Consider the following 23,401-nt stretch of genomic DNA (forward strand, 5'->3'; position numbering starts at 1 on the left):
TTTCATCATCTTACATTAAAGGGTTTCACATTCAAATCGTTCTTTCTTGTTCTGGACCGGAGTTTGGGTATTTGCCCCATTTTCCTTTTCGCTCAACATCATGTTAATGAGTTGGTTTCGTTCTTTTTGAACTGTTTCACGAAGTATTTTGTCTTTTTCTAAATCGAAATAAACTGCACCTTCAATAAGCGTTTTCTCGGCTTTGGCATAGACCGAAAGGGGATGGTCGCTCCAAAGGACTAAATCGGCATCTTTGCCTTCTTCCACGGTTCCTACGCGGTCATCGATATGCAATAGTTTCGCAGGATTCAGCGTAACGGTCTTCCAAGCTTCCACTTCGGACATGCCTCCGTATTTTACGGTTTTTCCGGCTTCCTGATTCAATCTGCGGGACATTTCGGCATCATCACTGTTGATGGCCACGGTAACTCCTTGGCTGGCCATGATGGCCGCATTGTAGGGAATGGCATCGTTTACCTCGAACTTATAGGCCCACCAATCACTGAAAGTGGAGCCGCCCACTCCGTGCTCGGCCATTTTATCGGCCACTTTGTAGCCTTCCAAAATATGGGTGAAGGTGTTCACGGTAAAATCGAATTTTTCCGCCACTTTCATCATCATGTTTATTTCACTTTGTACGTAGGAATGACAACTAATAAAGCGTTCGCCGTTTAAGATTTCAGCAAGAACCTCCATCTCTTCGTCATGCCTTAAGGGTTGACCGCTTTTCTTTTTGGCATCATACTCCTTGGCGCGCTGGAAATAATCCACATAGACCTGCTCCACACCCATTCGCGTTTGTGGGAAACGGGAAACACTGCCCCAATTGGATTGTTTTACATTTTCACCCAATGCAAATTTTATAAACTTGGGTGCATTTGGAAAGATTAAACCATCCGAATTTTCACCCCACTTCAATCGTAGAATGGCTGAACGGCCACCAATGGGATTGGCTGAACCGTGTAAAAGCTGAATAGTGGTAACCCCACCGGCCAAGTTTCTATAGATGTCCATATCCTCTGGGTCAATGGCATCTTTCATCCGAACTTCAGCAGATGAGTTATGTCCCGCTTCATTGATGGTTATCGCTGCGATATGTGAGTGTTCATCGATGATTCCAGCGGTAAGGTGCTTGCCCGTGGCATCCATAGTAGTGGCACCACCAGCATTGAGTCCTTGTCCAACCTTAGAAATTTTTCCATTTTTCACCAAAACATCTGTGTTTTCCAAAACGCTTGTGCCTGTCCAAACAGTGGCATTTTTGAAGAGGATATTTTCTGGCTTGGGCTTGGTTTTGTAGCCATACCCCACATTTGGATAGGAAAGCGCCATCAAATTTGGTTTTCCGGAAGTTGCTTCTGTGGGTTCAGCCTTATATCCAGCAGTTTTGGTCAGGTTTACGTTGGTTTCACTTCCGTTGGAAAGTGCTATCGTAGCTGAAATATTCTCTGAAGCTGGAATAACTTGGGCAATTAAACGATACGAAGTGGTCTCATTTTCTGAAAAGGCCACATTCAACCAATCTCCACTGTAGTCGATTTTAGATTCAAGTTTTTCCGTTCCTTTTTTGACCTCAACTTTTAGTTTGCTTATTTCGCCAGTTATGGAAACTGAAAAGGTTTGACCATTAACGGAGAGGCTATAATCTCCACGGATATCTTTTTGATCTTTGGATTGAATCACATTTTTAGACCCTTGTACCCAGTTCTCATAAAGAGTGGTCCCTTTATCGAAAATGTCTCCAGATGCAACTAAAAAATTGGCCTGACTGCCGGGCTTTAGGGAACCAATTTCATTTGACTTGCCCAGGATTAAAGCTGGAGTTGTTGTGAGTGCCTCCAAAGCCTTGGTTTTAGAAAGTCCATACAAAATAGCTTTTTGTAGTTTGGGATTAAGGTCGGAAGGCGATTTTAAATTGTGCAATGTAAACGAAAATTCAACCCCATTGTCTTCAAGTGCTTTTGGGTTGGAAGGTGCCAAGTTCCAATGCCTCATATCTTTTAGGGAAACATATTGGGCTTCGTAAGGATTGGAAACATCATATGCATCTGGAAAGTTTAAGGGCACAATCAACTTGGCGTTTGTAGCTTTTATATCCTGAATACGCTCGTATTCATCACCTCCCGCCAAAATAGCGTACTGTATTCCAAATTGGTCCCCAATTTTGTCGGCACGTAGTACATTTCCATTATCGCCTGCTGCAAAAATTTGGGTAAGTCCCTTGTTTTCCATCAAGGCTTCCAAAGAAAGGTCTTTGGTGTCCACTTTACCCTTGCTGTACCAATCCAAATCATAGTATAATTGGCGCATCAAGGCGATGGCACCCATAATTGAAGTGGGATAGGATTGCGTTTTTGCAATGCTCTTATCAAAAGAAAAATACTGGGCTGATTCATCCTCCAGGATACGCTGCGCTTCACTGGCTTCGTCGTTGAGTGAAACCAAAACTCCAGTTCCACGGGCAATTCCATCTTGAATGTGGGCATTCATTACCCCAAAACCAACTTTTCTCAGCTCTTCGGCTTTCTTGGCATCATAGGAAAATTGGGCAATAGCATCATTTTCTGGCATAATATGGTCGTTCCAATAATAGCCTTCCCTGGTGGGTTCATATTGGGAAGATCTGCCTTTAGCATCTGCTTTTTCGGGCTTCTTCACTCCAAAATCAGAAAAAACATCTATAAATGAAGGGTAGATAAATTTTCCTTGTAGATCTTCAACAATGGCATTTTTGGGAATATTGACTGATTTTCCAACTTGGACCACTTTTCCATTTTGAATGAGAAGAGTGCCGTTTTGGATGACCTCTGAAGGGGTCACGTAAATTTTGGCATTGGTAAATGCCCGGTAATTGCTGTTTTTGGCTTTGACTCCATCATTCTTTGGAAAGTACTCCTGTGCGAACAGGGAGGCACTTCCTAAAAATAGGAGCAGAGCTGTTAGTTTGATTTTCATATATCCGGTATTGAATTAGTCGGACTAAAGGTAACGGAAGCGTGTGTTTTGCACAAGTTGAACTCAACCCGTTTTTTTATGGTGATTGATCATGAGTCCAACCACGGAGTGATAGCTAAGAATTCCCTCTTTCTGATTGTTCACCTTTAAAAAAGTATTGAATATCGACTTGAATAGGGGTTCCATTGGATTTTGGTAGCTTTCCCAAAAACTCCGCAACTCTTGATAGTTTTTTTTGACTCCAGGATTCAACTGTGCTATGATTTCCTTGGATTTAGTTTTGTCCTTTCGGGCTAAATCAGAAAGGCAATATCCCAAAGCATGATTGTAAGCGGAATATTTAAAATAAATGTCATCACTATTGGAAGTCACCAAAAACCCGATAAAATTTGTAGCATCCTCAGCCGAGTAGCCTAATTGATGTCCCACCTCATGGCCACTTACTGCGGGCAACCTAAAAAATGGCATAATTCCATTCACTTGGGCCTCGTTGGTAAAGGGATTCAAGTACCCTCCGTAGCCCATATACGTGAGTGGAATACTGTAAATGGATGATTTTAAACTGTGATTACGGTATTCAAAATCGGGATAATCATTTTGCAGTTTAATGTACCCTTCTTCGGTTTTCTGGAAAATTTCTCTTCGGGAATAGGGAACTTCCACAGCGTTTAGACTATCACCAGTAATTTGCATTTGGTAGGAATTGGTCTTTTCCACCATATATTCGGTGAAGGTTACCAATTCTTCCAAAGTGTATTCTTTTTCAATGCCCAGCTTCCATGTAATGGGTTGTCTGTAATAATTCATCCCCCACAACAGATGAAACGCAAGATAAGTAATGGACAATGCGACCGCAATGTCCTTCAGAAAAAATAATGGCTTTGTTCTGATGGATTTCCAGTGTTTGTATATGTATCGAAATGCCAAAATAGCCAAGAGGGTGTAGAGCAAATCCCCAAATGAAAAGGGAATCCAACCTAAAAGTAGCCGCAACACTTTTGAAATAGTTGGGTATAGTCCATTGCTATAATACTCTTCCACAAAATTGGGGTAACTACCCATCCATTTTACCAAAAGGATTTGTAGGGGTAGGGCGAGGGCTATGATTGTCTTGGTTTTTCGTCCCATTGCTAAGCGTACGAGAATAAAAAAAAGCCGCACGGAAAAGTACGGCTTTTTCTATGGTTTTTCAATTTGGTTTACTCTTGAATCTCGGTGATTTCCAAATCAAATACTAAATCAGAATTTGGTGGAATGGGTCCACTGCCCTGTGCACCGTAGCCCAAATGTGGAGGAATGAACAGTCGAACCTTATCTCCAACTTTCATAGTTTGGAGTCCTTCTTTAAAACCAGGAATCAATCGAGCTTGAGGACCATATTCCATAGGAAATGGTGCATAACCACCCTGATCTCTTCGAGCTGGATTTAATTGATTGAATTTTTCGGCTACTTCTTGCATGTTACTGTCAAATAGGTCTCCATTGGACAAATATCCTGCATAATTGACCATTACCTGTTGTCCTTCTTTGGGTTGCTCACCTTCGCCTTTGACCAAGGAATAGATTTTCAATCCTGTTGGAGTTTCTTCGGCTTCCTCTTTTTGTTGGGCAAATTCTGCAACCAAATCTTCCTTCATTTTTTTAAACGCAGCTTCTTGGGCTTTGGCCTCTTCAAAGTAGTTGCTCATGATCTGTATGGCGTCAAACTTTTTGGCCTCTTTGCCATTGCGTACAATTTCTACTTTGTTCATGACAACGGGTACTTTGGGCTTATCGCCTGGTGCAGTTTCAACATTGGCAATGGAATCAACTACATCCATACCTTTCACCACTTCTCCGAAAACCGTATGCTTGCCATTTAACCATGGGGTAGCCTTGTGGGTTATAAAGAATTGACTGGTGTTGGTCTTTGGACCACGATTAGCCATGGAAAGCATTCCTTTTTTTGAATGCAACAAAGAATCGTTGAATTCATCTTTAAAAGTGTACCCAATATTTCCACTTCCGGTTCCAGATGGATCACCCCCTTGAATCATGAAGTCTTTAATGACTCGGTGAAACATGACGCCGTCATAGAACTTCTTTTCTTTATACTCATCGTTTACAAAAGGACTATTGCCTTCGGCAAGGGATACAAAATTTGCTACGGTAACCGGGGTTTTTTCATATTCCAATTTCACAATAATGTCTCCTTTGGTGGTTTGGATATCGGCAAAGATACCATCCCCCAATTCGGCATACTTACTGGATTTACATCCAATAAGAACCATGGAAAACAATGTGATCAGCAATAAGGATTGTTTCATTTTTATACGTTTTAATTTATACTGTCTTTATTTATGATAATGGTGTGAAGTTCCACTGATGATTTTATCGGGGTCTGAGGCGCTACGGCATTATTGTCACCTTGATAGCCATATGCCTGTAAAGATGGGAAAACAAAGGTTGCCTTTTCACTGATCTTGAGCAGTTTTACGGCGTTCTGAAGTCCCGGAAAAAGTTGTTGTTTATCCACCACATGCGATGTAGGACCTACCTCCTCCGCACTGTAAATGGTGTCGTTGTTCAAAGACATTACATTGTAGGAGAACAATATTTGGTCATTGGTTTGTGGAGCGTAAGTGGCGGTATCGTTTTTGGTTTCAAAATAATACCAAAATCCGTTGGGACTTGTTAAATATTCGTGGATGGTGTCCTTGGCAATCAATTCCTGAATCAGCTTTTCCTCTTTGGCCAATAACGCTTTGTTCCGTTCCACAGATTCCTTGAAAAAACTTCCAGATTTTACTTCTATGGGTCGGCGAGGTTCTGGGCCTCCACAGCTCAAACACAGCAGTGCGAATAAAAGAATCAAGATGGGTCTCATGGATTCAACTCACTTTTATAGTTTTTCAGGATTTCATTGAAACGGTCAATGGTTTCCTGCATGGAAAGATCACTTTTTCCGCCCGCGGCGTTGTCATGTCCACCACCATCAAAATGTTCGCGTGCAAATTGATTAACAGAGAAATCCCCAACAGAACGCAATGAAATTTTGATAATGCCCTCTTCCTTGTTTTCAATAAAAATTAGGGCAAAAATAATGCCTTCCAGCGTTAAACCATAGTTTACGAACCCTTCTGTGTCACCTTTTTTAAAATCGTATTGGTCCAATTCCTCTTGTGTCAACGTAATGTAGGCCGTTCTGTATTCTGGTAGAATGACCATATTGCTAAGGGCCACTCCTAACAAATGGAGGCGAGAGGGTGAATTTGTGTCAAAAACTTGACGATGGATTTCCATGTTGTCAGCACCTTTGTCAATAAGATTGGCAACAATGCGATGGGTATTACTTGAAGTGGAACGATATTTAAACGAACCCGTATCTGTCATAATACCCGTGTAGAGATTGGTGGCAATATCAGCAGTGATGCTGTTGGTTTGACCCAAAAATTCAATAAAATTATAGATCATCTCACAGGTAGAACTCATGGTGACATCAGAATACGTCACTTTCGCGTAGTCACTGGGCTGTTGGTGATGGTCGATCATGATGAAATCTGCATCTCTGTCTTTTAAAGCAGCTTCCATGGACCCAATTCTAGATAGATCATTAAAGTCCAACGTAAAAATAACCGTAGCCTCATCCAAAAGTGCGTAGGCTTCTTGAGGCTGCCATTCAAAATTCACAACCTCATCATTGCCGGGCATCCATTTCAAGAATTTGGGATAATCATTGGGCGAGACCACATGAGCGGTTTGCCCCATTCCCTTCAGAAAACCACAAAGACCCAAGCAAGCGCCCATGGCATCACCATCGGGGTTTTTATGGGGTACAATAACGATTTTTTGAGGCTGGGAAAGAATCGACTTAACTGTCGTGATATCCGCTAAATTCATGCGGCCAAATATACAATAATATAATATAGAGGTAACTCCTGATGCCCTATTTTTGTTTTTTGTGAAGTTTAAAGTAATGAAGATTTTTTCTGTTCCATTATGTGCCCTTGTGCTTCTTTCTGGATGCAAAAAGAAGGAAAATCCAAAGGATTCCACTTTTGTCGTGGCTTTTGGTTCGTGTAATATGTCACAGGAATCCAATCTGTTTTGGGATGATATTCTAGCAGAAAACCCAGATGTTTGGATTTGGGGCGGCGATATTGTCTACGCCGATACGGATGATGTGGAAAGGTTAAGAACCATATACGCTATGCAGGATACCGTGGCAGGATATGCTGCTTTGAAGGCAGAAATTCCCATCATCGGTACTTGGGATGATCATGACTTTGGTGTCAACGATGGTGGGTCTAATTTTGCCATTAAGGCAGAAAGCCAACAGGTGTTTTTGGATTTTATGGGGGTTTCCAAAGATAGCCAGCGACGAAATCAAGAAGGCGTTTATACCTCCCATAATTATGAGACCCCAGAGGGTAAAGTGAAAGTTTTGATTTTGGACACCCGCTATTTCCGAAGTGAATTGGTGAAGGATGAAGACCCAGACCGACGATACCAACCCAATTTGGACAGTGATGCCACCGTCCTTGGTGAAGCGCAGTGGAAATGGCTGCAAAACGAATTGAAAACTTCTGATGCTGATTTCAATCTTATCATGTCCAGTATTCAGTTTTTATCAAGGGAACATGGGTTTGAAACTTGGGGCAATTTTCCAAAAGAAGTGGAAAAACTCGAAAACATGATTGTGGATTCCAAGGCAAAAGGGGTGATTATTTTGTCTGGAGACCGACATATTTCCGAGTTCTCTAAAAAGACACTTTCCGGAATGACATATCCATTGATTGACTTTACCAGCAGTGGGCTTACCCATTCGTATTTCAGCTTTAGTGGGGAGCCTAATCGGTATCGGGTTGGAGAGGTAATATCCGGCAAGAGTTACGGAATAATAACCTTAGATTTAAGAAATAGAGAAGTTGATTTCAGGATAATGGGTGACAATGACGTGGTTTTGCAAGAATTAAAACAGACCTATTAAGCCTTGCCCGTTATTTGAAAAAGCGTACTTTTGCGCAAAATTTAAAGTAAATGACTGGAAATAGAACGTTTACCATGATTAAGCCCGATGCTGTTGAGAACGGGTACATTGGTGCGATTTTGGAAAAAATAACAGCTGCTGGCTTTAAGATTGTGGCCATGAAGTACACGCAGTTGAGCAAAAGAGATGCAGAGGAATTTTATGGCATCCACAAAGAGCGTCCATTTTTTGGAGAGTTGGTTGAATTTATGACCCGTGGCCCCATTGTGGCAGCCATATTGGAAAAGGACAATGCCGTTGATGATTTTCGCGCATTGATCGGTGCTACCAATCCAGCTGAAGCTGCCGAAGGTACCATCCGTAAACTATACGCAAATGACATCGCAGAGAATGCCGTTCACGGTTCTGATAGCGATGACAATGCAGCCATAGAAGGTGCTTTCCATTTTTCAGGAAGGGAAGTATTTTAATTGAAAATGAAAATTAAAGGGAAAGCCGCTCAATTTGAGTGGCTTTTTTTATTGGAGAACAATAGCAATTTCTCACCTCCTGTTTTTGACGTAATGGTTCCTACGTTACGCAATCCAATTTTTTCCAATAATCGGCAAGATTTGTCATTTATTGGCAGTACAATGGCCATAACACATTCGAATTTAAGAGTGGACTCAGCATGGTTCATTAGGACATGACATGCTTCCAACATCAATCCTTGTCCTTCAAATTCGGGAAGCAAGGCAAAACCAATATCCGGATGATTTAAATAATCGCGTTGCAAAAATCCACAGAGCCCAACAGGAATCAAAGACGATTTCAAACAAAGTTTATAAAGTCCAAAGCCATTCTTATTATAGGAATCGATTAAACTCTCATCAATATAGGTCAGGGCCTGTTTCTTGGTTGTTACCCCCTTGTCACCGATGAATTTAAGCCAGCTTGGACTGTTTAGCAATTGTAGAATGAAATCGGCATCGTTATGGCTGGCTTCCAGTATAAGCAGTCGTTCGGTTTCTAGAATGGTTTTCACGACTTTTAGTATTGGTTCATTTACCGCAGTACCAGTTTCTTCACCAATTCCCTTCCCAATTCCTCATTGATCATGGCAATGATTTTGGTTTTGCCCAGACTCAATTCTTCACGAAGAACGGAAGAGGATAACGACACAAAAAGTGTATCATTTTTAAGCTCCACACCTGTGGTGTAGTTGTTAACCCCATTTCCCATCAAATTGGCCCAAGCTTCCCGCGCATCCACCTTGTCCATGCCCTTTTGGAGCTTATTTTCTTTGATAAACTCGTTCAACGCTTCGCTCAAGGGTAAATTTGAATTCTGTCGCTTTGCCATTATTGGGGGATTTTAATGGGTTCAAATCGTTTGTAGAAATAGGTGACGCCTTCTTGGTTGACCACAGCGAACGAAGTGGAATCCAGTTCCACCAGAGTTTCCTTCCAATCACTAAGATTGTTTTGGTAGTGCATGGCAAAACCGTTGCTCACTTCCTCAATCGAGAAATTCTCGGTATCGTTTGAAGTCGCGTAGCTGCCATCAAATTTTGGCTGCATCTTTTTTCTGTAGCCTTTGTTTTCCTTTAATTGTATAAAATCGATGCTGGGGTTCATTCCATATTCTTTTACGCTACCGTCCGGAAAAACGACCTCATCAATTTCCCAATAGCCGTTCAAATAATGAAGGTCCGCCTCGGTAACCGTGTTTTTTTTGCAGCCCAACATCATCAAAATCAGGAAAAAAGGAAGAATTCGAGACATACTACAAGGTAAAAATTTTATAGCTCTGGTGAATGGTTTTAACAACATTTTCCGTGCGCTCGGCATGGGTGTCGCTTATAAAAATCTGTCCGAAATTCTCATTTTTAACCAGTCCAACAATGTGTGATACCCGACTCTCGTCCAGCTTGTCAAAAATGTCATCCAACAGTAAAATTGGTGTGGTGCTGGCCAGTTCTTTAATAAAATGGAACTGGGCCAGTTTCAATGCAATCAAAAATGATTTTTGCTGCCCCTGACTACCGAATTTTTTAATAGGATGTCCCGCTATGGTAAAGTTCAAATCGTCTTTATGGATGCCCACCGAAGTATATTGCAGCGCCCTGTCCTTGTCGATGTTGCTTTCTAAAAGTTTCAGTAGGCTTCCTTCGGAAAGTTGACTGTCATACGCAAGCATGATTTCTTCGTTTTTATCCGAAATATGGGCGTACTGTTCTTGAAAAATCGAAATAAAAGAGGAAATAAAAGCTGTTCTTTTTTTATGGATTTCTGTTCCAAGCTGATGCAGTTGCTCGTTATAGATTGCAAGCGTGTTGGGGTCAAAGGTGTGGTTGGCCACAAAATACTTCAATAGCGAATTCCGCTGTACCAACACTTTGTTGTATTTAATGAGGGTCTGCAAATACGCTTTGTCCGACTGCGAAATAACACCATCCATAAATTTTCGTCGCGTGTCACTTCCCTCAAGAATGAGATCCCGGTCCGAAGGCGAGATGATGACCAACGGCAAAAACCCGATGTGCTCTGAGAATTTTTCATAGGTCTTACCGTTGCGTTTAATGACTTTTTTTGTGCCTTTTTTAAAGGAGCAGAGTATTTTTTCGGTACGCCCTTCCTTCTCAAATTCACCTTCAACCACAAAAAAATCCGTATCGTGTTTTATGTTATGAGTGGACACCGGATTAAAATAACTCTTGCCAAAACAGAGGTGGTAAATAGCATCCAAAATGTTGGTCTTCCCCACACCATTATCGCCCACAAGACAGTTGATGACTGGGTCAAAATCCAGCGATTTGGAATCAAAATTTTTGTAATTGACTAAAGATAAATGTCTTAAAAACATAAAAAGTTAGTGGAACAAATGGATTTTTAGGGTTTGGGAACCAATTAAAGATTCCAAAAATAACGAATAAATTGCCTTTTGGTTTTGGATAAAAACTTTATTTTTGCGCGACCAATTAAATGACGCATGGCAACATACAAGAAGAGAGGCTTTAAGCCAAAAAATAAGGCTGAAGAGGCTCAAGTTGAAGAACATGACAGCACAACGGCTGAAGTATTCAATACCCTTGATGAAAGTGCTTCCAAGACCGAAGCATGGGTTCAGAAGAACCAAAACTATATTTTAGGGGTAATTGGGGCTGTAGCTGTTGGGGTTTTGGCTTTTTTGGCCTACCACCAATTCATACAAAAGCCTAAAGAGGCCCAAGCAGCCAATGAATTGTACTATCCACAACAATATTTTGATCAGGCTTTGGCGAGTGAAACTGCCAAGGACTCCTTGTTTACTTTGGCCTTGAACGGTGCAGAGGGAAAATACGGATTTTTGGATATCATCGAAGAATACAGTGGCACCAAAGCCGCTAATTTAGCTGAATATTCTGCTGGAATGACTTATTTAAACCTTCAGCAATATGGAGAGGCTGTTTCCCATTTAGAGAATTTCTCATCCGATGATGCTATCATGGGTGCCATGGCAAAAGGAGGCATCGGTGATGCATTTGCACAATTGAACCAGCCTGAAGATGCTTTGGATTACTATGAAAAGGCAATTGCACATAGTGATAATGAGTTCACTACACCAAGATTCTTATATAAAGCAGGTGTTATTGCCATGGAAATGAATCAGAAGGAGAAGGCTTTGGGATATTTTGAACGTATCAAGGAGGAATATCCAAAATCCCCTGAGGGTATTGGTATTGACGGCCTTATTGGAATGGCCCAAAATTAAATTATGGCCACCGAGAACAAGAATTTATCAACGTACGATAAGACTAAAATCCCAAATGCGAAGGACCTTCGATTTGGGATTGTTGTTTCTGAATGGAACACTGAAATTACTTCGGCTCTCGCCAAAGGTGCTTTTGATGCCTTAATTGATTGTGGTGCCAGGGCAGAAAATATCCTAAAATGGGATGTGCCTGGAAGCTTTGAACTCACCTTCGGAAGCAAAAAGATGATTACGACCCAAAAAGTGGATGCAGTAATTGCCATTGGCAGTGTAATCCGTGGGGAGACCAGTCATTTTGATTTTGTCTGCAGTGCTACAGCTCAAGGCATCAAAGACTTGAATGTAGCCTATGATGTTCCCGTAATTTTCTGTGTCCTGACGGATGACACTATGCAACAGGCCAAGGACCGCAGTGGAGGTAAGCATGGCAATAAAGGAACAGAAGCTGCTATCGCGGCCATTCAAATGGCCGTGTTGGGGAAGTAACCTCAAGTTCAAGTTTCAAGCTCAAGTTCAAAGGAAGAGCAAAGCTCAAAAAAAACCAACAGTTCAATATTTCTACTGCCCAAGAATAAGAGCTAGTCTATCTAGTGTCTGTTCTTATTTCTTGACTCTTGCACTTGAAACTTGCACTTGAACTTGTCCGCTGTTAACATTTTTTGGCAGTAGGGCTTTACCCCTTTTTTCTATTTTAAGTACCTTTGAAGTTACACGGAAAAGGATATCATGCGAAACCCGCTGAAGCTCAGGAAAAATAAGTCGTTCAATTATTCACCACGCTATTACAAGGGTGAGGGCAATCCTTTTAAAATAGAACACAAACTAGATAAATTCAGAAGTACCGCAAATACAAAACGGGGACTCAAAAACAAGGTTACCTCTGCCATGGATGACCTTAAAGTGGAGGGGGACAAAAACCTGAAACTTCGTTTTCTCATCATCGTGGCCATTTTGGTCCTGTTGTTCCTTTTTGTGATCGACTTTGATTTATCGATATTCCTGAATCCATAATGGCCGACATTATTAAACTTTTACCGGACCATGTTGCTAATCAGATTGCAGCAGGGGAGGTGGTACAGCGGCCAGCCTCTGTTGTTAAGGAATTATTGGAGAATGCCATCGATGCTGGGTCTACAAGCATTAAATTGATAGTTAAAGATGGTGGTAAGGCATTGATTCAGGTTGTGGATGATGGTATTGGTATGAGTGAAACGGATGCCCGTTTGTCTTTTGAACGACATGCCACCTCCAAAATATCCTCTGCCCAGGATCTGTTCAATTTGCAGACCAAAGGATTTCGGGGCGAGGCCTTGGCTTCCATTGCAGCCATTGCCCATGTGGATATGCAGACCCGAACCGAATCCAAAGAAGTTGGGACACACTTAAAGATTGAAGGAAGCAAAATTGTTTCGCAAGAGGTTGTGGCAACTCCAGTCGGCACCTCCATTTCGGTAAAGAATCTTTTTTTTAATATTCCAGCGCGACGTAATTTTTTGAAGTCAAATCAAGTGGAGCTTCGTCATATCACGGATGAGTTCCATCGGGTGGCCTTGGTGCATCCCAACATCGAATTTCATTTTTACAATAATGGTTCTGAGATTTTCAACTTGCCCAAGGGCAAGCACCGACAACGAATTGCCCATATTTTTGGAAGTAAAATGGAAAGTCGTTTGGTTCCTGTAAATGAGGAAACCGAGGTGGTGCGGATTTCGGGATTCATCTGTAAGCCCGAGTTTGCTAAAAAGAGCAGGGGAGAGCAGTTTTTCTTTGCCAACAACCGATTTATCAAGAGCCCATATTTGCATCATGCGGTGGTAGCAGCTTTTGAAGGGCTCATCAAACAGGATATGTACCCGGGCTACTTTTTGTATTTGGAAGTGGACCCGTCTTCCATCGATATCAACATTCACCCCACAAAGACCGAGGTCAAATTTGATGATGAAAATACACTGTATGCCATTCTTCGGTCAACCATAAAACACAGTTTGGGTCAGTTTAACGTGGCTCCAGTCTTGGATTTTAATCATGACCCCAATTTGGATACACCCTATGCCTACAAAGAAAAAGGGGCAACGCTGCCCAAGGTTACGGTAGACCCAACCTTTAATCCATTTCAGGATTCTTCAACGGGAAGGAGTAGTGGAGGCAGTTTCCAAAAAAAGAGCAGTAAAGGCTGGGAAGGATTATACGAAGGCCTTGAAAAGGATGTGGATATTGAGGAATTCAGTAGTGTGGCCATCGAATCCGAAGGAGAAATCCAGGGGACCATTTATGAAGAGGACCATTTGGCAGAAGAGCATTTGGCCGCCACTTTTCAATTGCGACGTAAGTATGTGGTGAGCACTGTGAAATCTGGAATGTTGGTGATTCATCAAAAAAGGGCGCATGAACGTATCCTTTTTGAAAAATTTTTGGGAGAAATCACCGTAAAAGAAGGCGTGAGCCAGCAACTTTTGTTTCCTTTGGAACTCACTTTCAACAAACAGGAGTTGGGCATCTTAAAAGAAATCAAGGATAGCCTGACAAACATTGGTTTTGCCTTTGAAAGTTTGGAGGAAGAAACGGTAAAAGTGACAGGCGTTCCGCCGGTGGTTCCCGAAAGTGGAATTGGCACGGTATTGGATCGCTTGATAGCGGATTACAAAGAGGGGTTTATGGAGGGTTCCCTTTCTCAGGCCGAAGTATTGGCCAAGGTGCTGTCCAAGAACTTGGCGGTACGCACTGGAGAATTTCTGGATCAAGAATCGCAACAGGCGTTGGTGAACAATTTGTTCGCTTGCAAGGAACCCACGTTGAGTCCGTTTCAAAAATTGACATATACCATTATCTCTGAAGGAGATATCGATAAAAAATTTAGCTAGATGGGTAGAATGACCGAGGCAGTAAAACACCTGCTGATCATCAATGTGATCTTGTTTTTTGCCACACAATTATATGGGGATCAATTGTTTCAATGGTTAGCACTTTGGTTTCCCAAGAATGCCAATTTTGAATGGTGGCAAATAGTTAGCCACATGTTCATGCATGGTGGATTGATGCATATTTTGTTCAACATGTATGCATTATGGGCTTTTGGAACCCCATTGGAACGAATGTGGGGAAGGAATAAGTTCCTTTTCTTTTACTTTTCGGCGGGATTGGGTTCAGCTATGCTTCATACCGGGGTGAACTATTATTTTTTTAGCGAAGGTTTAAATGCTTTGGAAAGTGCAGGTGTAGCAAAGGCCCAAGTGATGGATATTATTTCCAGTGGCCAATATAGTCCTGATTGGTACAATGTTGTTCCCAGAAATACTGTTGACAGTATGCTCACCGCCTTTAATACACCGGCAGTTGGCGCTTCTGGAGCTATTTATGGGGTTTTGGTAGCCTTTGCCTTTGTCTATTCTGAAGCCAAACTCATGCTGATATTTCTGCCTGTGCCTATCAAGGCCAAATATTTTGTACCCTTATTGATTGCCGGGGATTTAATCTTCGGTATCAGCAATGTAAATACCGGTGTCGCACACTTTGCACATATTGGAGGTGCCTTAATTGGGTTCATAATGATGTGGTATTGGAAGAAAAACCAGTTTAACAATAATCGTTGGGATTGATCTATGGCGAGTGGAGGAATACAATATTATATCGCAAGGATGAACATCGCTGAAAAGCTGATAGCCATCAACGTACTTGTTTTTATTTTGGATGGTCTTTCCTTGGCTCTACTGGGCTATTCCGTGTCACAATGGTTCCATTTGCCCAAGGGTTTCATGGATTTTTTTGGCCAGCCTTGGTCCTTGGTCACCTATTCCTTTTTTCACGGAGGGCTGGGGCATATTTTTTGGAACATGCTTATGCTCTATTTTACAGGAAGGATTTTCCTCAATCTTTTTGATGCGCAGCGATTCATAAATGTCTACTTTTTAGGGGTCATCATTGGTGGGTTGGTATTCCTTCTTAGCTATAATGTATTTCCAACCCTATTGAATACAAATACAGCTTTGATTGGTGCTTCTGCCGGGGTTACCGCCGTACTCATTTTCATTTGTGCCTACATTCCCAATCAAGAGGTTAGAATCATATTTTTTAATGTGAAGTTATGGTATGTAGGGGCATTTTTTGTTTTGGTCGACTTGATTCAGATTCCGTATGGTGGAAATATAGGAGGAAGGTTAGCACACTTGGGCGGCGCTTTTTTGGGGTACATTTATGCCAGACAATTACTGAATGGAAGGGATATTGGTTCAGGATTCAGCAAACTCTGGGACGGCATAGTTCAACTCTTTAAACCCAAAGAGAAAAAAGCACCCTTAAAAACCGTATACAAAAAAAATGCAGCAAAGAAGGGCGCATCCGATTACGATAAGGAGGCCCATCAGCGAAAAATAGATGCCATTTTGGACAAGATTAGTAAGTCGGGTTATGAGAGTCTGTCCAAAGAGGAAAAGGATTATTTGTTCAAAGCAGGTAAGGAAGATTGATTTGTGAAAAAGCTATCATTTGTCGATAAAATTATTTTTTTTCTGAACGGTGTCTTTGCTCTGTTACTTTTACTTGCACTGTTGGTACCTTTCATTCCAACAAATTGGGTGCCCTCATTGTCAGTCATCAGCTTGGTTGCTCAGTTTTTGGTTGTTTTGAATCTGGTTTTTGTGGTCTATTGGTCTCTAAGAAAAAAAAGACATTTTTTACTATCAGGTGTTTTATTGGTTTTATGGTATGTGGTATTGGGATCTTTTTATAGATTTTCAGGAAAAGAGGAGAAAACCAATGATGATGACTCTTTTACAATTATGAGCTTCAATGCAAGGAGCTTTAATGAACTCAAACAATTGGATGTCGAAAATATAGATAGTCTTATCTACGACTTTGTTACCGAAAAGAACCCGGACATTGTGTGTTTTCAGGAAACATATTATGTAATGAAGCGTAACAATGCCCTGTCTCAGTACAAATACAAATACGTGGATTTTATTTATGGAAAACACAAAGGAAAAGTAATCCAGTCTGTTTATTCCAAGTTCCCAATCATTAAAATAGATTCCCTAAGTTTCCCCAAAAGCTTTAATAATGCGATTTATTCAGATATTTTGATAGGTATGGATACTGTTAGGGTTTATAATGTCCATCTCCAATCATTTCGGATTGTTCCTGGGTTGAATACCATCAAAAATGAGGAATCTTCAATATTATTTTCCAAGTCAAGGAGGGTAATGCTCAAACAATATGAACAAGCCAACTTAATAAGGAAAAGTATGGCGCAAACCTCTCATAAGAAAATTGTGGTGGGAGACTTCAATAACACACAGTACTCCAATATTTACCATATAATTAAAGGAGACATGAACGACACCTACATGGAAAAAGGTTCTGGTTTTGGAAGAACATATGATCTTTTGGGATTTCCTTTGCGTATTGATTATATTTTTGCTGATTCCGATTTTGAAGTAGTCGCCCATAAAAACTTCAACGAAAAATTATCCGATCACTATCCTGTCATGGCCACTTTACGACTTTCTTCAAAGCAGTAGGCAATCCGTCATATCCGCAATGATATGTATAATCATTGCCAGCCCAACAATTCGGGTTACTTTAAAAAAGGGTAGAATGCAATACAACAAAATAGCCCAGTACGAATGCAATGGGTGAAAACCGATACTACACCGATTTGGGTCAAACAAAGGATTGGCCCAAAAGTGATCTACATCGATTACGATTCCCATCAAGAGAATAAGCGCAATTTTTATTCTGTTTTCTTTAAAAAAGAAAAAAGCAATGAGGATGGGAACCAAAAAATGGATTCCGTAATGTAGGAGGTGTCTATACATCCAAAAAATCTAAAGACTGACTTTTCAAGTAGGAAAGCGTGTTGGGACCTTCATTGAACAAAAGGTCCAAAACACTTAGATTAGGTATAAAACCATGGCGTTCCCCAAAAACCTGGGTATAGGGCTCAATTTTTAAGGGAGCTTCTTTTTTGGCCTCGACCAAAAATCGCGCGTCAAAATAGTTCCCTGGTTCAGGCTCATATCTGGAGGTCTTTTCCGTTGGAAATTCAATTCCCAGACAATCGGCTATGGTATGTATGGTTTTCAGGTTATACTCAAATAGTGAATCGTCGTTTCCCTCATATAAGGGTCTTATGTCATCTTCATAAAACTCAAAGAAAGGTGAGGTCCTATAGGCTGTTTCCAAGGTACGCCAATGTATCTTCTTCCAATTATAGGTATTGTCCAGTTCAACATCTGTGTATTTTTGGCGACCTTCAGCGCCTCCCACATGTTTTATGGGAATATTGAGCATGTGCTTGCCCTTATCTGTGCAGATATAACATCGATTGCGATAGGTTTGCTTTTGAAAATTGTCATTAGCTTCCCAAATCACATCTTCTTGCACCAATGCGGCGAAGGTGGCAATACTTGGAAAATAGCAGGGATGGACTAGTATTTGTTGATTTGTTGATTCGATTATGATGGTGGTTATCAGTTGCTTACTTGGTTTGGTGATTTCTCAAGGAATTGAGTTTGTTTGTTATGCTTTCCAATTGCTTCCTGAGATTTTGATAAGTATCCATTGCAATGAAGTCTAATTCAAGTGCTAAAATTAACTGATTTAGCACTTCAACCGAAGAACCAAAAGAAATTGTGGTAAAATGCGCTTTATCCTTATTGGTCTTCCGAGCTGAACCTTCTGCAATGTTGGAACAGATTGAAACTGCTGCTCTTCGCATTTGAGAAGTCAACCCAAATTTTTCATCATCTGGAAAGGTAGATGTTACATTATAGATTTCTTTAGTAAAATCTTTGGATTCTTTCCATACTTCAAGTTTTTCAAAAGAATAGGTGTACATAGGTTAAGTTGTTCAGATAAACAGATGAACAAATTAACCATTTTCTTTATTCTTTCTTCGTTTTCTGAAAAAGTCGAACACAAACCAACCCGCAATCAATGCAACAAAATACCAACGATAAGACACTGGTTCTCCACTTCCACCAACGGTGGTAAAGACCCTTTCCCAACGTGGCCTCCAATTGGCAATACCTTCAGTAAAATTATCGAAACTCATCCAAAGAAAGACTGGTTTTCCAACGATGTGGTCGGCAGGCACGTAGCCCCATGTTCTACTGTCCTCAGAGTGGTCTCTATTATCGCCCATCATCCAATAATAATCCTGTTTAAAGGTATAGGAATTGGCTTCTTCGCCATTAATGAACACCTTCTGACCGCTCACTTTTACATCATTATGCTCGTAATCGCGAATAATTTTTTTGTAAAGCGGAATTGTTTTGGAGTTGATTTCAACCGTAGCGCCAGCTTCCGGAATATAAATTGGGCCAAAATTGTCATTATTCCAAGGGTAAAGATTCGGTTTTTGCGGGAACGCACCGCCATACCTGCCTTTGGGCTCTTCGGTCTTAACAACAGAATCAATCGCTGGGTTTTCCCGGAGCCGCAACACCATTTCATCAGTCATATTGGCCATTCTTGAACGTGGCTTTTCCTCGGTTAGGGAAAGTCTCAATTGACGGATAACATCAATAGGGATACCATCCTCATTTGCGATAAGTTCAATCTTCCCATCTTGGGTTCTGTTGGCCCCCAGAACATAAGGGGTTAGAGCATTGTATTGATTTTGGTTCAGCGGACCGGAAATATAAGTCCTTAAATAATCCGAAGCTTCCACCTCTTCCAAAAACCGGCTTGAAACTCCGTTTTTAGCGTAAATTTCATAATCATACATGGGTTTGGCACGGTCAGACAATTTCAATCGGGTGCCATTAATATGCACATAGCCATCAATCACCGCCAAAGAATCCCCGGGTGTGCCTACACAGCGTTTAACGTAGTTCGATTTTTTATCAATCGGTTTTTTCACTGCTTTTTCTGCCTTGAAGAACTGGTAGAGTGTGTCGGAAGGAAGACTGAAAACTACAATATCATTCTTCTTCACACGCTCAAAGCCGGGCAAACGCATATAGGGCAATTGCAACTTGTTGATCCAGGAAGTTTTATGGGTCTCCGGGTTTACATCGGCCAAATATGATCTTGTTTTTAAAACAGGAAGCGTATCGTGTACCATGGGCGCAGCCAAAGTGGTGATTGGAACACGGGCCCCATAGTGAAACTTGCTCACAAAAAGGAAATCCCCAACTCTAAGCGTGCGTTCCAAGGAACCTGTGGGAATCACATACGGTTGAATGAAATAGGTGTGAACAAGGGTCGCCGCTACTATGGCAAAGACAATGGAACTGACCCACTCTCCCAATCCTGTACGTGGCTTTAGACTTCGGTCTTCAATATAGGTTACATCTTCCGCATAGTTGATGTAATAAATATAAAGTCCTAGGGTAAGAATCACCAACCATGTATCCAATAGAGTGTTTTTTCCAAAACTTCGGATGGTCTCCACCCATACTACGGGAATCATCAATAAATTGATGATGGGGATGAATAACAAAATGACCCACCACCAAGGGCGATTGATGATTTTCATTAAAACAACACCATTATAAATTGGAATTGCCGCTTCCCATGCTTTTCGTCCTGCTTTGATATAAAGCTTCCAAGTCCCTAGAAAATGGATGACTTGAATGATCAAGATAAAAATGATCCATTGTGTGCCGCTCATGTGTAAGTTTCTTAGTTAGACTGTCCGCCTAAATTGTTGTTACGTTTTTTAGCTTAGGTTTAACACATCCTTCATGGAGAAAACCCCTGTTTTTCCCAGAATCCATTCGGCGGCTATGACCGCCCCCAAAGCAAAACCTTCCCGGTTGTGTGCCGTGTGTTTTATTTCAATACTATCCACATTGCTTTCATAGCAAATACTGTGTGTTCCAGGAACCATTCCTTCTCGTTTTGAGGTAATAGGTATGATTTTATCACCGGATTTTTCAAGTTGCCATTCGGTATATGCTGTGTTAGTAATGATTCCTTCTGCCAGAGTGATGGCCGTTCCGCTGGGGGCATCCAGTTTTTGGGTGTGATGGATTTCTTCCATAGAAACTTTATACTGTTCCAATTTGGACATCATTTTGGCTAGATGTGCATTCAGCTCAAAAAAAATATTTACCCCCAAACTAAAGTTTGAAGCGTAAATAAATGCACTCTTGTTTTTATTACAGTGTTCCACGGCTTCATTATATTGATCTAACCATCCTGTGGTACCGCAAATTACGGGGACTCCATTTTTAAAACACCCCGTAATGTTATCGAAAGCTGAGTCTGGCGTACTGAAATCAATGGCCACATCCATGGAGGCGTAGTCAATATCAGGCGTGCCAACATCTACTTTTGCAACAATTTTATGTCCCCTGCTTTGTGCAATTTCGGCAATCATTCTACCCATTTTGCCATAACCGAACAGACCTATCCTCATATTCTAAAATTTTACGACCAGAGCCATTCCATAGTTGGGCTGGTTAGTCACAGGATTCAAATCCAAGTATGGCTTAAAGTCCACCGCTAGATTATCATCCACATTGTATTGTTTAAGATGCGCATCCACATTGGCATCAATAATATTCAAGGCATACAGGGCAATGGTGATTACCAAGGCCAAATCTCTATCCCGTTGCGTACGTTCTTGGGCATCTTGCAATGCTTCATCAGAAACATCAGGACCGTTTCCATCTCCATTGATATCAAAAAATTCGTCATCCTCAAAACCCGCAAGTCTTCTTTTGAAGGCATTTCGGGCACTTCTGTAGTTTGTATTGTTTATGGAATAAACATAGATTCCCGTACCTATTGCTCCCCAGACTATTGGAGCTTTCCAGTAGCGCTTGTTGTAGACTTGACCCAATCCGGGAAGAATCGCAGAGTAAAAAGCCGCTTTGCTGGGTGCCAATGGGTTGATGCGTTTTTTTTCATAGGTGACCTCCTGTACGGTAATACCTTTATCCTCAAGATTTTGAGCCAAGGAATCAACAGCCGTGGGTTGGGGTTGCACCTCCTCTTCTTTTTTCTCCTCCTCTTGGGAAAAACCAGTTTGAAGAAACAACAAGAAAAAGAACAACAAAAGAAGGTTTTTATTCACCTGTCAATAGTTTTTTGATACGCTGGAATTCTTCTTCAGAGTGGAATGGAATCACAATCTTACCTTTTCCACTTGCGGAAGCGGTAATGTCCACCTTGGTGGAAAGATGTTCTTTCAGCACGTCAGCTCCCTTGGTCGCAAAGCTGGGTACTTTTTTTAATTCCTTTTTGGAAGCTCCGGATGCACCCTTGGGCTCCTTCAAGGATTTAACCAGTTGTTCCGTTTCACGAACGGAAAGACCATCGGAAACCACCTTCTCATAAACGGCGATTTGCTCCTTCTTTTTGTCTATGTTGATAAGGGCCCGTCCATGTCCCATGCTGATGAAACCATCCCGCATTCCGGTTTGGATGATGGGGTCCAATTTTAATAGTCGGAGGTAATTTGTGATCGTGGAGCGTTTTTTACCTACGCGGTCGCTCAATTTTTCTTGTGTGATTTGGATTTCGTCAATCAATCGTTGGTAGGAAAGAGCAATTTCAATGGGATCTAAATCCTGACGTTGAATGTTTTCCACCAAAGCCATTTCCAAGGACTCTTGGTCATTGGCAATTCGGATGTAGGCCGGTATGGTTTCCAAACCCACCAATCTGGAGGCACGGTACCTTCGTTCCCCGGATACCAACTGAAACTTGTTGAAATCGAGCTTACGAACGGTAATGGGTTGAATAATGCCCAATTCCCGGATGGAACTGGCCAATTCTTCCAAGGCTTCATCGTTAAAATTGGAACGGGGCTGAAACGGATTCATCTCAATGGAATCAATTTCCAATTCCACAACATTACCTATGACCTTGTCCGCATTTTTGTCCGAAACAGATTGAATATCGTTCTCAGGATCTTTCAATAGAGCGGACAGGCCTCTTCCCAAAGCCTGTTTTTTTGTTGCTTTCGCCATCTAAACTTTCTCCTTGTTTTTCTTTAAAATTTCATTGGCCAAGTTAAGGTAATTGGAGGCCCCTTTGCTGCTCGCATCGTATTTTATGATGCTTTCGCCATAACTTGGTGCTTCACTCAGCCTAACATTTCGTTGGATAATGGTGTCGAACACCATATTGGCAAAGTGTTTCTTTACTTCTTCCACAACTTGGTTGGATAGTCTCAACCTGGAATCGTACATCGTCAACAACATACCTTCAATATCTAGATCGTTGTTGTGTATCTTTTGTACGCTTTTTACGGTATTCAATAATTTACCAAGTCCTTCAAGCGCAAAATATTCACATTGAATGGGAATCATCACCGAATCTGCCGCGGTTAGGGCGTTCAAAGTGAGCAATCCCAAAGATGGGGCACAGTCAATAAGGACAAAATCATATCGATCACCCAAATTTTTGAGGGCTTCCTTCATCATATACTCCCTGTTGTCCTTGTCCACCAATTCAATCTCAATGGCCACAAGGTCTATATGTGCCGGGACCAAATCCACATTTGGGGAATCGGTTTGGATGATGACATCCTCCACACGCATAGTGTGCTCCAAAAGCTGATAGGTTCCATGTTCCACAGAATCCACATCAATACCTAAACCGGATGTGGCATTTGCCTGGGGGTCGGCGTCAATCAGCAACACTTTCTTTTCCAAAACACCAAGGGAAGCAGCAAGGTTTACCGTAGTGGTTGTTTTGCCCACACCGCCCTTTTGGTTTGCAATAGCAATAATCTTGCCCATTTCATAGTAAGTTAGGTGCTAAAAATACGATTATTTGAGATGCTATAAAATG

26 protein-coding genes are annotated in these 23,401 nt (G+C 41.4%); 9 read left to right on the plus strand and 17 right to left on the minus strand.

Translation table 11 applies throughout. The features are described 5' to 3' along the window. Positions 1-15 precede the first annotated feature (15 nt). From AB1A65_RS08770 to AB1A65_RS08790, 5 genes are all read right to left on the minus strand, one after another. Positions 16-2,955, minus strand: coding sequence for an amidohydrolase family protein (locus AB1A65_RS08770; RefSeq protein ID WP_366587923.1), 2,940 nt, complete (start codon positions 2,953-2,955; stop codon positions 16-18). A gap of 63 nt (positions 2,956-3,018) precedes the next feature. Continuing rightward, positions 3,019-4,083: a DUF3810 domain-containing protein gene (locus tag AB1A65_RS08775; protein WP_366587925.1), complete on the minus strand. Its 1,065-nt coding sequence runs from the start codon at positions 4,081-4,083 to the stop codon at positions 3,019-3,021. A gap of 71 nt (positions 4,084-4,154) precedes the next feature. Then, positions 4,155-5,261 carry a peptidylprolyl isomerase gene (locus AB1A65_RS08780; RefSeq protein WP_366587927.1) on the minus strand — a complete coding sequence of 369 codons (1,107 nt, stop codon included), beginning with the start codon at positions 5,259-5,261 and terminating at the stop codon, positions 4,155-4,157. Positions 5,262-5,272: 11 nt separating this feature from the next. Then, positions 5,273-5,821: a gliding motility-associated peptidyl-prolyl isomerase GldI gene (gene gldI / locus AB1A65_RS08785; RefSeq protein WP_366587930.1), complete on the minus strand. Its 549-nt coding sequence runs from the start codon at positions 5,819-5,821 to the stop codon at positions 5,273-5,275. Next, positions 5,818-6,834, minus strand: a complete 1,017-nt coding sequence (locus AB1A65_RS08790; protein ID WP_366587932.1) for a bifunctional oligoribonuclease/PAP phosphatase NrnA — start codon at positions 6,832-6,834, stop codon at positions 5,818-5,820. Before AB1A65_RS08790 ends, gldI begins: the two co-directional genes overlap by 4 nt. 76 nt (positions 6,835-6,910) lie before the next feature. On the opposite strand from AB1A65_RS08790, the gene AB1A65_RS08795 reads away from it, so the two are divergent. Next, complete coding sequence (locus AB1A65_RS08795) at positions 6,911-7,924, plus strand: alkaline phosphatase D family protein (RefSeq protein WP_366587935.1); 1,014 nt, start codon at positions 6,911-6,913, stop codon at positions 7,922-7,924. Between the two features lie 50 nt (positions 7,925-7,974). After that, complete coding sequence (locus tag AB1A65_RS08800; protein ID WP_207097112.1) at positions 7,975-8,394, plus strand: nucleoside-diphosphate kinase; 420 nt, start codon at positions 7,975-7,977, stop codon at positions 8,392-8,394. A 29-nt stretch (positions 8,395-8,423) separates the two neighbouring features. Here the strand turns inward: AB1A65_RS08800 and AB1A65_RS08805 are convergent, their stop codons facing one another. From AB1A65_RS08805 to AB1A65_RS08820, 4 genes are read right to left on the minus strand one after another with little or no spacing between them, the layout of a single operon-like run. Continuing rightward, complete coding sequence (locus AB1A65_RS08805) at positions 8,424-8,948, minus strand: GNAT family N-acetyltransferase (RefSeq protein ID WP_366587938.1); 525 nt, start codon at positions 8,946-8,948, stop codon at positions 8,424-8,426. 20 nt (positions 8,949-8,968) lie between these two features. Beyond that, complete coding sequence (locus tag AB1A65_RS08810; RefSeq protein WP_366587940.1) at positions 8,969-9,265, minus strand: DUF721 domain-containing protein; 297 nt, start codon at positions 9,263-9,265, stop codon at positions 8,969-8,971. Continuing rightward, positions 9,265-9,687, minus strand: coding sequence for a hypothetical protein (locus tag AB1A65_RS08815; RefSeq protein ID WP_366587943.1), 423 nt, complete (start codon positions 9,685-9,687; stop codon positions 9,265-9,267). Before AB1A65_RS08815 ends, AB1A65_RS08810 begins: the two co-directional genes overlap by 1 nt. A 1-nt stretch (position 9,688) precedes the next feature. Next, the gene (locus tag AB1A65_RS08820; RefSeq protein ID WP_366587945.1) at positions 9,689-10,768 is read right to left on the minus strand and encodes a DNA replication/repair protein RecF; all 1,080 of its coding nucleotides are present in this window, start codon (positions 10,766-10,768) and stop codon (positions 9,689-9,691) included. A 126-nt stretch (positions 10,769-10,894) separates the two neighbouring features. On the opposite strand from AB1A65_RS08820, the gene AB1A65_RS08825 reads away from it, so the two are divergent. From AB1A65_RS08825 to AB1A65_RS08855, 7 genes are all read left to right on the plus strand, one after another. Continuing rightward, entirely contained in the window at positions 10,895-11,656 is a 762-nt protein-coding gene (locus AB1A65_RS08825; protein ID WP_366587947.1) for a tetratricopeptide repeat protein, read from the plus strand. Positions 11,657-11,659: 3 nt separating this feature from the next. Then, complete coding sequence (ribH, locus tag AB1A65_RS08830; RefSeq protein WP_366587950.1) at positions 11,660-12,142, plus strand: 6,7-dimethyl-8-ribityllumazine synthase; 483 nt, start codon at positions 11,660-11,662, stop codon at positions 12,140-12,142. A gap of 240 nt (positions 12,143-12,382) precedes the next feature. Next, positions 12,383-12,667 (plus strand): riboflavin synthase subunit beta, encoded by a 285-nt coding sequence (locus tag AB1A65_RS08835; protein ID WP_366587952.1) that lies wholly within the window; start codon positions 12,383-12,385, stop codon positions 12,665-12,667. Beyond that, on the plus strand, positions 12,667-14,517 hold the full coding sequence (gene mutL, locus AB1A65_RS08840) for a DNA mismatch repair endonuclease MutL (RefSeq protein WP_366587954.1): 1,851 nt from the start codon (positions 12,667-12,669) through the stop codon (positions 14,515-14,517). Before AB1A65_RS08835 ends, mutL begins: the two co-directional genes overlap by 1 nt. Then, positions 14,518-15,252, plus strand: coding sequence for a rhomboid family intramembrane serine protease (locus AB1A65_RS08845; protein ID WP_366587957.1), 735 nt, complete (start codon positions 14,518-14,520; stop codon positions 15,250-15,252). 3 nt (positions 15,253-15,255) lie between these two features. Next, entirely contained in the window at positions 15,256-16,119 is an 864-nt protein-coding gene (locus AB1A65_RS08850) for a rhomboid family intramembrane serine protease (protein WP_366587960.1), read from the plus strand. 108 nt (positions 16,120-16,227) lie between these two features. Beyond that, positions 16,228-17,169: an endonuclease/exonuclease/phosphatase family protein gene (locus AB1A65_RS08855; RefSeq protein WP_366587962.1), complete on the plus strand. Its 942-nt coding sequence runs from the start codon at positions 16,228-16,230 to the stop codon at positions 17,167-17,169. On the opposite strand, the gene AB1A65_RS08860 is transcribed toward AB1A65_RS08855, so the two are convergent. From AB1A65_RS08860 to AB1A65_RS08895, 8 genes are read right to left on the minus strand one after another with little or no spacing between them, the layout of a single operon-like run. Next, positions 17,158-17,466, minus strand: coding sequence for a DUF6122 family protein (locus AB1A65_RS08860; protein ID WP_366587964.1), 309 nt, complete (start codon positions 17,464-17,466; stop codon positions 17,158-17,160). The two genes, AB1A65_RS08855 and AB1A65_RS08860, sit on opposite strands and share 12 nt — an antisense overlap. Next, the gene (locus AB1A65_RS08865) at positions 17,459-18,145 is read right to left on the minus strand and encodes a WbqC family protein (protein WP_366588076.1); all 687 of its coding nucleotides are present in this window, start codon (positions 18,143-18,145) and stop codon (positions 17,459-17,461) included. The genes AB1A65_RS08860 and AB1A65_RS08865 overlap by 8 nt, the downstream gene beginning before the upstream one ends. Further along, positions 18,129-18,488: a four helix bundle protein gene (locus AB1A65_RS08870; protein ID WP_366587967.1), complete on the minus strand. Its 360-nt coding sequence runs from the start codon at positions 18,486-18,488 to the stop codon at positions 18,129-18,131. The genes AB1A65_RS08865 and AB1A65_RS08870 overlap by 17 nt, the downstream gene beginning before the upstream one ends. A 33-nt stretch (positions 18,489-18,521) precedes the next feature. After that, positions 18,522-20,267 carry a signal peptidase I gene (gene lepB / locus AB1A65_RS08875; RefSeq protein ID WP_366587969.1) on the minus strand — a complete coding sequence of 582 codons (1,746 nt, stop codon included), beginning with the start codon at positions 20,265-20,267 and terminating at the stop codon, positions 18,522-18,524. Between the two features lie 48 nt (positions 20,268-20,315). Beyond that, a complete protein-coding gene (gene dapB / locus AB1A65_RS08880; protein ID WP_366587972.1) occupies positions 20,316-21,017 on the minus strand; it encodes a 4-hydroxy-tetrahydrodipicolinate reductase in 702 nt (233 codons plus the stop codon). 3 nt (positions 21,018-21,020) lie between these two features. Continuing rightward, positions 21,021-21,677, minus strand: a complete 657-nt coding sequence (locus AB1A65_RS08885) for a DUF5683 domain-containing protein (protein WP_366587975.1) — start codon at positions 21,675-21,677, stop codon at positions 21,021-21,023. After that, positions 21,670-22,575 carry a ParB/RepB/Spo0J family partition protein gene (locus AB1A65_RS08890; RefSeq protein ID WP_366587978.1) on the minus strand — a complete coding sequence of 302 codons (906 nt, stop codon included), beginning with the start codon at positions 22,573-22,575 and terminating at the stop codon, positions 21,670-21,672. The genes AB1A65_RS08885 and AB1A65_RS08890 overlap by 8 nt, the downstream gene beginning before the upstream one ends. Further along, entirely contained in the window at positions 22,576-23,349 is a 774-nt protein-coding gene (locus AB1A65_RS08895; protein ID WP_366587980.1) for an AAA family ATPase, read from the minus strand. Positions 23,350-23,401: the final 52 nt, after the last annotated feature.

The sequence above is a fragment of the Allomuricauda sp. ANG21 genome (genome assembly GCF_040705235.1).
In the GTDB taxonomy this organism is placed as follows: Bacteria; Bacteroidota; Bacteroidia; order Flavobacteriales; family Flavobacteriaceae; genus Flagellimonas; species Flagellimonas marina.